Origin of the sequence: uncultured Gordonia sp. (assembly GCF_937858515.1) — a bacterium.
GTDB lineage: Bacteria > Actinomycetota > Actinomycetes > Mycobacteriales > Mycobacteriaceae > Gordonia.
Genome location: NZ_CALLZT010000162.1, coordinates 1 through 12,239, shown reverse-complemented (window position 1 = coordinate 12,239; position 12,239 = coordinate 1). Strand labels below are relative to the sequence as shown.

The window sequence follows — 12,239 nt, the reverse complement described above, 5'->3', positions numbered from 1 at the left end:
CCACCAAAACCGCAGGTCACAAACATGAAATCGCTAAGTCCGGCTGTAGTACTAGGGCCGGTGACAGATGGCTGTGGTCCGGGTGTTGTCACACCCCGGAGCGGTCAGGCCCCTGGACTCACGGGTCCCCACGGTAGACCGGCCGCTGCGCCGTAACCACCGATTTACTAGCGTTGTAGGCATGTCGTTCATCCGGACCACCGTCGCCAACGGGGTCGGCGAGATCATCCTCGACCGGCCGAAAGCTCTCAACGCGCTCGATCAGAGCATGATCGACGAGATGTATCAGACCCTGCTGACCTGGGGCGATGACGATGCGATCGAAACGGTGTTGGTCACCTCGACGCATCCCCGCGCGTTCTGCGCCGGCGGCGACATCCGCGCCATCCGGCAGCATGCGCTCGACGGTGAACCGGAGGCCATCGAGGCGTATTTCACCGCGGAGTACCGGCTCGATCAGTTGGTCGCTGAATATCCCAAACCGTATGTCGCACTTATCGACGGCGCGGCGATGGGTGGGGGACTGGGCATTTCGGTGCACGGTGAGATCCGCATCGTCACCGAAAACGCGTTGATCGCGATGCCCGAGACCGCGATCGGGTTCTTCCCCGACATCGGCGCCACCTACTTCCTGCCACGTCTGCCCGACGGCGTCGGACTGTGGCTGGGCCTGACCGGTGCCCGGCTGCACGGTGCGGACGCCGTCGCCGTCGGGTTGGCCACGCACCACGTGAAGGCCGCCGATCTGCCCGCACTCGCCGGCGACATCCGCGCGGGGGTCTCGCTGGGGGATGCGCTGCGCCCACGGTCGGCCCCGGTCGAATCCGATCTGCCGCTGCGCCGCATCGCCGAGTACTTCAGCGATTCCGACCTCAACGCCCTCGTCGGAGGGCTACAGGGCGCGGTCGGCGACGACTGGGCGCAGGAGATGCTCGAGCTGCTCGGGAACGCCTCACCCACCAGCCTGTGGGTCACCGCGGCGCTGCTGGAGGCGGGGAAGTCGTCGAGCCTGGCCGAATGCCTGGACCGGGAACTACGCGCGGGCGCCCGCATCTGCGCCACCCCGGATTTTGCCGAAGGTGTGCGGGCGGTGCTCGTCGACAAGGACCGCAACCCCTCGTTCACCCCGGCCGCGATCGACGCCGTCGACCAGACCGAGGTGCGCCGCATCGTCGGTGAGTAGCTGACCGAGGCCAAGAACCGCCCACGAGCGGGCCGTCGATGTGTATACGCGGCGGCCGCGCTCTCCCGGGCGGTTTTTGTCCGCAGAAGGTCAGTCGGCTGCCGCCACCAGCGGGGCGAGCGTCAGCTCGGGGTGTTCCTTCTCCACGAACTGCAGGCGCCACTTATCGCTGAACAGGGCCAGCAGGGCGCCGTCGGTGCGGGTGAACACCTCGACGCCGCGCTGCCGGTTCAGTTCGGCGGCACTCGCCTCGTCGGTGCGCCGGGCCAGCGAGTAGCCGAGACCCTCGATCACCGTATCGACGTTGAACTCGGATTTGAGCCGGGCGGTGACCACCTCGAACTGCATCGGGCCGACGGCGGCCAGCACCGGTGCCATGTCGCCGCGCAGGTCGTTGCGCAGCACCTGGACGACGCCTTCGCTGTCGAGCTGGTCCATCCCCTTGCGGAACTGTTTGTACTTGTCGGCGGTGGTGGCCCGCAGCGACGAGAAGTGTTCGGGTGCGAACGACGGGATCGGCGGGAACTGCACCTTGGGACCGGTGAACAGCGAATCGCCGGGGGCGAGTGTCATCGCGTTCACCAGACCCACCACATCACCGGGGTAGGCACGGTCGACCGTGGAGCGGTCACGGCCGAACACCGCCTGTGCGTACTTGGTTGCGAACGGTTTACCGGTCTGCGCGTGCGTGACGACCATGCCGCGTTCGAACTCGCCGGACACGATGCGCATGAACGCGAGCCGGTCGCGGTGGCTGGTGTCCATGCCGGCTTGTACCTTGAACACGACAGCGCTGAACGGGTCGACGGGCTCGCGGACGTCGCCGCTCACCGACGTACGTCCGGTCGGGGCGGGAGCGAGCGCGACCAGCGCCTCGAGCAACTGACGCACCCCGAAGTTGAGCATCGCCGAGGCGAAGATCATCGGCGAGGTCTGCCCGGCCAGGAACATCTCCTGGTCGTGGTCCTGTCCCATCTCGGAGAGCAGTTCGCTCTCCTCCAGGGCCGTTTCCCACTCGTCGCCTTCGCGTATCGACGCGGAGTCGGCGTCCATGATCTCCTCGGGCGCGATCTTCGCGCCGCCGGCGGTACGGGTGAAGGCCACGTACTCACCGGTCTGCCTGTCGAGCAGACCGCGGAAGTCGCCGGCGATACCGACGGGCAGAAACAGCGGCGTGGGGATCAGCCCGATACGTTCGGTGATCTCGTCGATCAGCTCCAGCGGTGTCTGGCCGGGGCGGTCCCACTTGTTGATGACGGTGATGACGGGGATGCCGCGATGGCGACACACCTGGAACAGTTTCAGCGTCTGTGGTTCGAGACCCTTGGCGGCGTCGATGAGCATCACCGCCGCGTCGACGGCCGTCAGTACTCGGTAGGTGTCCTCGGAGAAGTCGGCGTGGCCGGGGGTGTCGACAAGGTTGATGACGAAGGTGGCGTCGGGGTCGGCCGGCGGTGCCGCGGGCGAACCCGAAGGGGAGTAGTTGAACTGCAGCGCGGTGGAGCTGACGGAGATGCCGCGTGCCTTCTCCATCTCCATCCAGTCCGACACCGTCGACTTGCGCCCGGCCTTGCCATGGATGGCGCCGGCCTCGCTGATCATGCGTGCGTGTAGCGCCAGCGCCTCGGTCATCGTCGACTTGCCGGCGTCGGGGTGGGAGATGATGGCGAATGTCCGGCGGCGGCGCACCTCGCGGGCCACCCGGCCCGATTCGTCGCCCCCGCCGCCCGATCGGTCCCCACCGCGAAGCGGCGAACCTGCGAGGTCGGTGCTCGTCTGACCTTCAGTGCTCACCCGACGAGGCTACTTGCCCGTCGATGAGACGGACAAATCTAGGACACGGACAAATCTAGGCGACGCGATCGGCGACGGGATCGGGATCCTCGACATGGCCGCGGTTGACCCGCGTGATGTCGCCGTCGTAGTAGTCAAGGAGCCGTTGGTCGATGACGCGGCGCCACAGCGGCGGAATCAGCGCACAGGCGCCCATCGAGACGTAGCCACCGGGTAGCTGCGGGGTGGAATCACCGAACGACCGCAGTGTCTGGTACCGGCGCCCGGCATGCGCATGGTGATCGCTGTGCCGCTGCACGTGGTACAGAATGGCGTTGCTCATCACGAAGTCGCTGTTCCAGCTGTGCTGCGGGGCGACCCTGACGTATTTGCCGTCGGGGCGCTTCTCACGCAGCAGGCCGTAGTGCTCGATGTAGTTGGCGATCTCCAGGAACGAGAACCCGAACACCGCCTGGATGATCAGGTACGGCACCACCGCCCAGCCGAACACCGCGATGAGCACGACGTACAGCACCACCGACATCGCCCATGCGTTGAGTACGTTGTTGCGCAGAGTCCACACACTCTTACCCTGGCGCCGCAGCCGCTTGCTCTCGATCTGCCAGCCGAGTTTGAACGTGCCGGACACCGTGCGCGGCCAGAATCGCCAGTACGATTCGCCGAAACGTGCGCTCGCCGGGTCGTCGGGGGTGGCGACCCTGATGTGGTGACCGTAGTTGTGCTCGACGTAGAAGTGCCCGTAGCAGGTCTGCGCGAGCGCGATCTTCGACAGCCACTGCTCGTGGCTCGTGCGCTTGTGGCCGAGCTCATGGGCGACGTTGATCGCCAGTCCGCCGACAACGCCGACCGTGGTGGCCAGCGCAATGCGTTCGGGTACGCCCATCGGTGCGTTGGTCCACAGGTAGCAGGCCAGGACCAGCCCCGCGTACTGGAGTGGAATGTAGGGAACCAGGCACCACCTGTAGTAGCGCGAGTTCTCCAACTGCTTCATTATCTCGTCCGGCGGATTGCTGCGGTCGGGTCCGTAGAAGCGGTCCAGCGACGGGACGACGGCGATCGTCAGCAGTCCGGCCAGCCAGAAGACACCCGGGCCGAGCAACGAGACGAGCCCCCAGGCGATGAACGGGGTCAGCGGAATGACCAGTCCCGCCAGCCACAGGCCCTTATGCGGGTCGCGCCACTCGGGATGGGTTGCAGACGAGATGCCTGTGCCGTTCTCGCGCTTGCCCGACGCACGAAGGCGTGGCTTACGAGCGCGCATACAGAGTTCCTCCCACGGACTCAGACCGGACACGGTGGATCATCGAAACGGTGGTTGATCGAACAGGGGGTCACGCCCCCTAGAGGCGTACGTCCCTATCTTGGTCGAACATCGTGAACTGTCAAGACGGCGTTACCAAGACTCCTCCGAACAAGTGGCACAGGTTCGGGGGATATGGGGCGGGTGACGGGCTTCTGAGAACTCTCGGCCTGGCGTGTCCTGGGGTTTTGTTACCTACCGGTAAGTGGGAGCGGTGCTTGGATGCAATGAATATCACAGTGGTCGTCTACCTGACCTTTCGGCCAGGTCAGTCGCGTCGGGCCCGTGTGGCGCACAGATGACCGGCGCGCCCGGTCAGATGCCGAACACACCCCGTGTGTAGTTGCTGAACATCGTTCGCGCGTCGTTGAACGGACTGCGCGGCGAATAGAAGCTGATCGCCGGTGAGGAGGCGGTCGGGCAGACGACCTGCAGCCGATACTGGCCGGCGGGGATGAAGTTCTGCGGCCACGCGTAGTTGCCCTTGCCACTGATGGGGGCGTTCCTGTTCAACTTTGCGGCAGGCGGCGCTGCCACCCTCATCCGGCAATCGCGGTTGTTCTTGGTGTCGACGGACGACTGCCAGCCGGTCCAGTCGTCGGGGCCGTTGTACAGGCCCACCCGCAGCGTCGGTGGTGCCGCGGCATGTGCCGGGGGTGTGCCCACAATCGCGACCGCACCGACGAAACCGACGGAGGCCGCCATGATCGCGACCTGCCGGGTGCGACCGACGCGTCGGGCACTGTTGTGCTGCCGGGTACTGGGATGCATATCTCGGCCCTCCTGGAAGACGAAAGTGGTCTATCTCCCAGCATGGACCCGAACCTGTCCGTATGGAGTGAAATCTACTGATCGTCGAAACTTGTGATCTTCGGCGCGGGCGGCAACGTCACCACCTGCGCGGCGTAGGACAGGCCGGCGCCGAAGCCGAGCATCAGCGCCGTCTGCCCGCCTTCGGCCTTGCCGGTGGCGAGCATCTCCTCCATGGCCAGCGGAATCGACGCGGCGGAGGTGTTGCCGGTGAACTCGATGTCGTTGGCGACCGGGACGTCGTCGCGCAGGCGCAGGTTCTTCTTCATCAGCTCATTGATGCGGCCGTTGGCCTGATGGGGGATGAACACCTCGATGTCGTCGGCGTGCAGGCCCGCGACATCGAGTGCGCCCGACAGCGCCTTGGGCAGGGTGATCGCCGCCCACCGGAAGACACGCGGGCCTTCCATCGTGAGGAACATCCCCGGCTTGTCCTTGATCTCCGGGTTGATGAAGTCGGGGATGTTGATGGTCTGCCCGATGGCCGCGGCGTTCTCACCGTCGCTGCCCCACACGGTCGGGGAGATGCCGTTCTCCTCGGCAGGACCGATGACCACCGCGCCGGCGCCATCGCCGAACAGGAAGGCTGTCGAACGCGACGTGACGTCCAGGCTCAGCGACATGGTCTCGGAACCGATGAGCAGGACGTTGGTGGCGCTGCCCGCACTGATCAGCGCACTCGCGACCGACACTCCGTAGCAGAAGCCTCCGCAGCCGGAGACGAGGTCGAAGGCGGGCACACCGTTGATACCGAGGTCGGAGGCCACCGACGGGGCGCCGTGCGGGGTGATCGTGGGCCAGGTGCTGGTGGCCAGGATGACGCAGTCGATCGTCGACCGGTCGATACCGCTGTTGACGATCGCCCGCTCAGCCGCGGTCACCGACATCGACCGGTTGGACTCGTCACCGCTGATCCATCGCCGCGAACGGATACCGCTGCGCTCGAAGATCCACTCGTCGGTGGAATCCAGCGTCTTGCAGAGCTCGTCGTTGGTGATCACGCGCTGGGGGCGGCAGGCACCCACGCCGAGCATCGCGACGTTCTGCTGCCCTGTCTTGGTTGCGATCTGTGCCACGTCTACCTCCAGGCTGCTGTCCGCGTCGATGCGGATGTCATCGGTACATGATTCTAGGCCCGGTGGTCGGCATCGCCGATTCGCGCTGATCCGATGGCGGGTTTCACCACGCGTGCACGATGTTCTGGGCTGGTTCTAGGCCCTGCCGGACCAGGATCTCGGCCGCTTCCGCGCCGTTTCCGATGAGAAGTCCGACGTCGGCCTTTGCCGCGGCGGGAAACGGTTTGAGCACGAAGTCAGCCGGATCCTGCCGCCCCGGAGGCCGGCCGATGCCCAGGCGGACCCGCAGGTAATCGCGAGTGCCGAGCACCGCGCTGATCGACCGCAGGCCGTTGTGTCCGCCTTCACCGCCACCGCGTTTGAGCCGGACGAGACCGAAGTCGATATCGAGCTCGTCGTGTACGACGATCAGATCTTCGGGCGCCACGGAATAGAACTTGGCCAGCGGGCCGACCTGCTGACCCGAGGTGTTCATGTAGGTGGTGGGCCGGGCGATCAGGACCGGTTCCCCGGCGAGGCGGGCGGTGGCGACCTGCGCACCGGATTTTTTGTGCACCTTCCACCGCTCACCCGCCGAGGCGACCAGGACGTCGACGACCATCGCGCCGACGTTGTGCCTGGTCTTCTCGTATTGGGGCCCGGGATTACCCAGGCCGACAATAAGTTTCACTTCAGATGCGAGCTACTCGGCTGCTTCGTCGGCGGCCGCCTCGTCGGCATCGCCTTCGTCGGAGCCCTGCGGTGCCTCATTGACGGCGACGACGAGCAGTTCGGGATCGCTGGTGAGGGTCACGCCCTCGGGTAGGGTGACCGAACCGGCGTGGATGGCGGTGCCGGCTTCCACACCCTCGACGCTGACGGCGATGTGCTCGGGGATCGACAGTGCGTCGGCCTCGACCTCGATGACGCTCGCGTCCTGAACGACCAGGGTGCCCGATGCGGCGTCGCCCTCGATGACGACGTTGACCTCGACGGTGACCTTCTCGCCGCGCTTGATCACGAGCAGGTCGACATGCTCGATGTAGCTGCGGATCGGGTGCACGTCGACCTGCTTGGTCAGTGCCAGTTGGCTCGTGCCCTCGATGTCGAGGTCGATGACCGCATTGGTGCCGTTGGCGCGCAGGACCGCGGCGAACTCGCGGGCCGGCAGCAGCAGGTGCACCGGGTCGGTGCCGTGGCCGTAGAGCACGGCGGGGACATTGCCTTCGCGGCGGGCGCGGCGCGCGGCGCCCTTGCCCTTACCGGAGCGGTTGGTGACCGCGAGCTTGGTGGTGTTCGACATGATGCTCTCCTTGGGATCGGTTCTTGCCGCGGTGAACAACGCGTACACCAGGACACCGCCGGGATGCGCGAAGGCATCTCGCAGGAGAGTCACGATGGCCGCGCCGATAACGGTGATCAGGTCACCCTCGCCGAGACAACGTCAACCAGGCTAGATCACGGCCGGGGTGAAAGTCACATCGCCGACCGCCTGGTGGCGACCGCGTGCCCAACGCCTCGATTGACATGAGCGCCACGTGCGGTGTCGTCCGGTCGGATGCCTCCTGCGTCGCGCCCGCGACTGCGCACCACGCAACTACTACTATGTGCGCTCATGACTTATCAACCGCCAGAATTCGACAAGAACGCCCAGTTCGGCGTGCCGCCGCAGCAGAATCAGCCGGTTCCGGGGCTGTTCTACATCAACCAGATGGGCAGTGAACAAGGGCCCATCGACTATGCCCAACTACAGCAGATGGCGATCGCCGGTCAGCTGCGGGGCGATACTCTCGTCAGGTCCGCCGACAGCCCGCATCCTTTTCCCGCACGTCAGGTGCCGGGCTTGTTCTCCAACTCCGAATGGCTGACCACCCTGCTGTTGTCCATCTTCCTCGGCAACTTCGGTGTGGATCGCTTCTACGTCGGCCAGACCGGGCTGGGCATCCTGAAGCTGCTCACCTGTGGCGGCTTCTACATCTGGTACCTGGTCGACATCATCCTGATCGCGACGCGCAACTTCCGCGACAGCAACGGCCGTCCGCTGGCCTGAGCCGGTCGGGTCGATGTCTGCGCCGAACGCGTCCACGCCACCCACTCTGGCCCGTTCACTGTCCCGGGTGTCCGGTGCAGAGTGGGTGGCTGCCGCGGGAATCGTGGGCATTGGGGTCGCCAGTGTGGCATCACCGGCACACATCGAGGACGGGCCCATCCTGTGCCCGTTCCGGTTGATGACCGGATTGTCTTGTCCAGGTTGTGGATTGACCCGATCCTGGGTGTATACGATGCACGGCGACTGGGCCGCCGCGCTGGGTGCCAACATTTTCGGGCCGTTGCTGATCGTCGCCGTCGTGGTGCTTACGGCAGTGGTGGTGGCGCGCCGGATCAGGAGTCGGCCGGCGCCCGCGCTGGAGGCCATTGCCCGGCATCGGCTGACATATGCGGTGCTGGCCGTCTGGCTGGTCTATGCCGTGGTCAGGTTGATCACCGAACTCTGAACACAAACCCCACCGATAGGCCCCGGCGAGGAGATTATTGCGATGCCGGAGCTGTGCGGTGGGGTTTGTGACGGCATCCTCAGATGATCTCGTCGAGTTTCGCGATCGGCCGGGTGAGCCGGGTTCCCTTGACGGTCACCACAAATGGCCGTTCCACCAGGATCGGGTGCTCGAGCATCGCCTCGAAGATCTCCTCATCGGATTTGTCGGCCAGGTCCAGTTCCTTGTACAGACCCTCCCGTTTACGGACGGCCTGGCTCGGGGTGAGTCCGGCATCGGCCAGCAACTCGGTGAGTTGTTCTCGTGTGTACGGGGTGTCGAGATACTTGACGACGGTCGGCTCGATACCGGCCTCACGCAACTGGGCGAGCGCGTTGCGTGAGGTCGAGCACTTCGGATTGTGATAAATCGTCGCGTCCATGAAGTCCACGGTAGTCATTCGGCCGAAGCAATAGGCGGCGAACAGTGGGCGCGGCGCGCGGGTTCGGCGACGATGGCGGGTATGGCCGATCTCACCCGAACATCCCGGACCGTGTGGACTCGGGTCGTTGTGCTGATCGCGGGGCTCGCCGCCTGCGTGGCGCTGTCGTCGACCGTCGGAACACATCCTGCATGCGCCTGTACCTGCGCGCCCGGAACGGCCGAACAGATCGCCGACCGGGCCGGTGCGATCATCGTCGGCACGCCGATCTCGGTGCGCGAGGACGCGACGGGTTCGCGCAGCGTGGTGCGCGTCTCCCGCAGCTACAAGCGTCGTATGCCCCAGATCATCACCATCGTCAGCGCCTCACCTGCCGGTGCCTGCGGGATCACCCTGACCAAGGGACAGACGCAGACCATCGTGCTCGGCTGGCCCGGGGGTGGCGTCACCACCAAAGCCGGCGAGTGGGGAGCGTCGCTGTGCGACAACATGACGGCCGACACCTCGGCTCTCATCGCCCACGCGGGTCCGGCGTTCTCGCCGATCAAGACCAGCGGCACCAGGCCCGCCGGAGATCCGGGATCGAGTAGCAGCAGTAGGAGCTACATCGGTATCGGTGTGGCGGCAGGAGTCGGGCTGTTGCTCGCCGGTGGCACCGCCCTCGTACTGATGCGGCGCCCCGGCTGAGTCCTAGGCGCTGCCGTTGAAGAGGCTGGTCACCGAACCGTTCTCGAACACTTCCTGGATCGTCTGCGCCAGCAGCGGGGCGATCGACAGGACCGTCAGGTTCTCGAACCGCTTGTCCTCGGGGATCGGCAGCGTGTCGGTGGCGATGACCTCCTTGGCGCCGCAGGTGGCCAGCCGCTCAGCCGCCGGATGCGAGAACACGCCGTGGGTGGTGGCGATGATGACATCGCCGGCCCCGGCCTCCTTGAGCACACGCACCGCGCCGGCAATGGTGCCGCCGGTGTCGATCATGTCGTCGATCAGCACGCAGGTCTTACCTGACACGTCGCCGACGACACGGTTCGCCTTGATCTGGTTGGGTACGTCGGGGTCGCGGGTCTTGTGCACGAATGCCATCGGCGCGCCGTTGAGTGCGTCGGCCCACTTCTCGCCGACCTTCACGCGGCCGGCGTCGGGTGAGACGACGCAGATGTTGTCGGTGCCGTAGTGCTCACGGACATAGCCCGCGAGCTGACCGAGGGCATGCATGTGGTCGACGGGACCGTCGAAGAAGCCCTGGATCTGGTCGGTGTGCAGGTCGACGGTGATGATGCGGTCGGCGCCCGCGGTCTTCAACAGGTCGGCGATGAGGCGGGCCGAGATCGGTTCACGGCCGCGGTGCTTCTTGTCCTGACGGGCGTACGGGTAGAACGGCAAGATCACGCTGATGCGTTTGGCCGAGCCACGCTTGAGGGCGTCGATCATGATCAGCGCCTCCATCACCCACTGGTTGAGCGGGTTGGGGCAGCTCTGCAGCACAAAGGCGTCCGATCCGCGCACCGACTCCTCGAACCGGACGAAGATCTCACCGTTGGCGAAGTCCGTCGCGGTCTGCGGCGTGATCTTCACGCCGAGCTCGTCGGAGACGGCCTGGGCGAGTTCGGGGTGGGCACGGCCAGAGAACAGCATCAGGTTCTTCTGGTTGTCAGTCGTCCAGGACATCGAATCTCTTCTACTCGGGGCTGTCGGGGTGCGTGGGGGCTGTCGTGCCGGGTCAGGCGTCGGTGCTTGTGGAATTGTCGGACTCTGCGTCGTCGCCGGTGCGGTGCAGGGCGTCGAGGGCGGCCTTCGCTGCGGCAGTTCCCGGGCGCTTGCGCGGCACCCAATCCTCGATGATGCGCTGTGACCCGGCCGACACCGCAAGCGCCCCCGGCGGAACGTCTTCCCGCAGGACCGTTCCGGCACCGGTGTAGACGCCGTCACCGATCTGAACAGGGGCGACAAACATATTGTCAGAACCCGTGCGGCAGTGGGAGCCGATCACCGTTTTGTGCTTGTTCACACCGTCGTAGTTGACGAACACGCTCGCCGCGCCGATGTTCGTGTAATCGCCGATCTCGGCGTCACCGACGTACGACAGGTGCGGAACCTTGGTGTGGTTGCCGATCCGGGCGTTCTTGGTCTCCACGAACGCGCCGATCTTGCCGGATTCTCCAAGTTGCGTACCGGGACGCAGGTATGCGAACGGCCCGACGGTGGCGCCGTCGCCGATCACCGCCTCGCTGCCGTGGGTGCGGATCACCTGCGCGCCGCTGCCGACCGTGACATCGGTGAGGGTGGTGTCGGGGCCGACGACGGCGTCCTCGGCGATAGTGGTGCGTCCACGCAGCTGGGTGCCCGGTTCGATGGTGACGTCCGGCGCGATGGCGACGTCGACGTCGATCCAGGTACTCGATGGGTCGACGACGGTGACCCCTTCGAGCTGGTGTGCGCGGATGATGCGGCGGTTCAGTTCGGCGGCGAGATCGGACAGCTGGGCACGATCGTTGCAGCCGGCGACCAGGTACGGGTCGTCGACGATGTGCGCGCGCACGGTGCCGCCGGCTTTGCGGGCGATCGCGATGACGTCGGTGAGATAGAACTCGCCCTGGGCGTTGTCGGAGGACACCTTGGTCAACGCGTGACGCAGCAGGGCGGCGTCGAAGGCGTACACACCGGCGTTGACCTCGGTGATCCCGAGTTGCTTCTTCGACGCGTCCTTGTGTTCGACGATCGCCTTCACCGACTTGCCGGAGCGGACGATGCGCCCGTACCCGGTCGGGTCGTCGGCGATGAAGCTGGTCAGGGTGACGGCGGCGCCGCGACCTGCCATGTGCGTGGCGATGACGGCGTTGAGCGTGGCGGTATCGAGGAGCGGTACATCGGCCGCGGTGACGACGACGGTGCCGGTGAAGCCGGCGGGCAGGCCACCGAGCCCCACACTGGCAGCGTCCCCGGTGCCGCGGGGTTTGGGCTGCTCGACGATGGTGACGGGGATGCCGAGTTGTGCGGCGATCTCATCGACGGCGGCACTGACGCGTCTGCGCTTGTGCCCGACGACGGTCACCAGGTGCTTCGGGTTCAGCCCTGCCGCGCCGTGCAGGGCGTGACCGAGCAGGCTGCGCCCGGCGAGGGGGTGCAGGATCTTCGGGGTTTTCGACTTCATCCGGGTGCCCGCTCCGGCCGCGAGCACAAT

13 protein-coding genes are annotated in these 12,239 nt (G+C 65.9%); 4 read left to right on the top strand and 9 right to left on the bottom strand.

All coding sequences use genetic code 11. The features are described 5' to 3' along the window. Positions 1-181: 181 nt before the first annotated feature. Entirely contained in the window at positions 182-1,183 is a 1,002-nt protein-coding gene (locus tag Q0627_RS15700; protein ID WP_298811299.1) for an enoyl-CoA hydratase/isomerase family protein, read from the top strand. A gap of 90 nt (positions 1,184-1,273) precedes the next feature. Here the strand turns inward: Q0627_RS15700 and Q0627_RS15695 are convergent, their stop codons facing one another. From Q0627_RS15695 to Q0627_RS15670, 6 genes are all read right to left on the bottom strand, one after another. Further along, complete coding sequence (locus tag Q0627_RS15695) at positions 1,274-2,884, bottom strand: peptide chain release factor 3 (RefSeq protein WP_298811306.1); 1,611 nt, start codon at positions 2,882-2,884, stop codon at positions 1,274-1,276. 148 nt (positions 2,885-3,032) lie between these two features. Next, positions 3,033-4,238, bottom strand: coding sequence for an alkane 1-monooxygenase (locus Q0627_RS15690; protein WP_291017691.1), 1,206 nt, complete (start codon positions 4,236-4,238; stop codon positions 3,033-3,035). Between the two features lie 354 nt (positions 4,239-4,592). Beyond that, entirely contained in the window at positions 4,593-5,048 is a 456-nt protein-coding gene (locus Q0627_RS15685; protein ID WP_291017694.1) for a hypothetical protein, read from the bottom strand. Between the two features lie 74 nt (positions 5,049-5,122). Then, positions 5,123-6,163 carry a beta-ketoacyl-ACP synthase III gene (locus tag Q0627_RS15680; protein WP_291017697.1) on the bottom strand — a complete coding sequence of 347 codons (1,041 nt, stop codon included), beginning with the start codon at positions 6,161-6,163 and terminating at the stop codon, positions 5,123-5,125. A 103-nt stretch (positions 6,164-6,266) separates the two neighbouring features. Next, positions 6,267-6,833 carry an aminoacyl-tRNA hydrolase gene (gene pth, locus Q0627_RS15675; RefSeq protein ID WP_291017700.1) on the bottom strand — a complete coding sequence of 189 codons (567 nt, stop codon included), beginning with the start codon at positions 6,831-6,833 and terminating at the stop codon, positions 6,267-6,269. 12 nt (positions 6,834-6,845) lie between these two features. Next, positions 6,846-7,448 (bottom strand): 50S ribosomal protein L25/general stress protein Ctc, encoded by a 603-nt coding sequence (locus tag Q0627_RS15670; protein ID WP_298811303.1) that lies wholly within the window; start codon positions 7,446-7,448, stop codon positions 6,846-6,848. Between the two features lie 309 nt (positions 7,449-7,757). On the opposite strand from Q0627_RS15670, the gene Q0627_RS15665 reads away from it, so the two are divergent. Beyond that, a complete protein-coding gene (locus Q0627_RS15665) occupies positions 7,758-8,192 on the top strand; it encodes an NINE protein (RefSeq protein WP_291017702.1) in 435 nt (144 codons plus the stop codon). A 13-nt stretch (positions 8,193-8,205) separates the two neighbouring features. After that, entirely contained in the window at positions 8,206-8,637 is a 432-nt protein-coding gene (locus tag Q0627_RS15660; protein ID WP_298811292.1) for a DUF2752 domain-containing protein, read from the top strand. A gap of 79 nt (positions 8,638-8,716) precedes the next feature. Here Q0627_RS15660 and arsC read toward each other — a convergent pair whose 3' ends face one another. Then, entirely contained in the window at positions 8,717-9,058 is a 342-nt protein-coding gene (gene arsC / locus Q0627_RS15655; protein WP_291017708.1) for an arsenate reductase (glutaredoxin), read from the bottom strand. An 81-nt stretch (positions 9,059-9,139) separates the two neighbouring features. Between arsC and Q0627_RS15650 the strand changes: the two genes are divergently transcribed. Next, positions 9,140-9,745, top strand: a complete 606-nt coding sequence (locus Q0627_RS15650; protein ID WP_298811289.1) for a hypothetical protein — start codon at positions 9,140-9,142, stop codon at positions 9,743-9,745. Between the two features lie 3 nt (positions 9,746-9,748). Here Q0627_RS15650 and Q0627_RS15645 read toward each other — a convergent pair whose 3' ends face one another. Next, positions 9,749-10,726, bottom strand: coding sequence for a ribose-phosphate diphosphokinase (locus Q0627_RS15645; protein WP_291016205.1), 978 nt, complete (start codon positions 10,724-10,726; stop codon positions 9,749-9,751). A 52-nt stretch (positions 10,727-10,778) separates the two neighbouring features. Continuing rightward, positions 10,779-12,239, bottom strand: a 1,461-nt coding sequence (glmU, locus tag Q0627_RS15640; RefSeq protein WP_298811287.1) for a bifunctional UDP-N-acetylglucosamine diphosphorylase/glucosamine-1-phosphate N-acetyltransferase GlmU, incomplete at its 5' end; no start/stop codon positions are given.

What these genes read in the sequence shown, in the direction of transcription:
- Q0627_RS15645 (WP_291016205.1), bottom strand. Translation starts at nt 10,726, where the DNA reads ATGTCCTGGACGACTGACAACCAGAAGAACCTGATGCTGTTCTCTGGC.
- Q0627_RS15650 (WP_298811289.1), top strand. Translation starts at nt 9,140, where the DNA reads ATGGCCGATCTCACCCGAACATCCCGGACCGTGTGGACTCGGGTCGTT.
- Q0627_RS15700 (WP_298811299.1), top strand. Translation starts at nt 182, where the DNA reads ATGTCGTTCATCCGGACCACCGTCGCCAACGGGGTCGGCGAGATCATC.
- Q0627_RS15685 (WP_291017694.1), bottom strand. Translation starts at nt 5,048, where the DNA reads ATGCATCCCAGTACCCGGCAGCACAACAGTGCCCGACGCGTCGGTCGC.
- arsC (WP_291017708.1), bottom strand. Translation starts at nt 9,058, where the DNA reads ATGGACGCGACGATTTATCACAATCCGAAGTGCTCGACCTCACGCAAC.
- Q0627_RS15660 (WP_298811292.1), top strand. Translation starts at nt 8,206, where the DNA reads ATGTCTGCGCCGAACGCGTCCACGCCACCCACTCTGGCCCGTTCACTG.
- Q0627_RS15690 (WP_291017691.1), bottom strand. Translation starts at nt 4,238, where the DNA reads ATGCGCGCTCGTAAGCCACGCCTTCGTGCGTCGGGCAAGCGCGAGAAC.
- Q0627_RS15665 (WP_291017702.1), top strand. Translation starts at nt 7,758, where the DNA reads ATGACTTATCAACCGCCAGAATTCGACAAGAACGCCCAGTTCGGCGTG.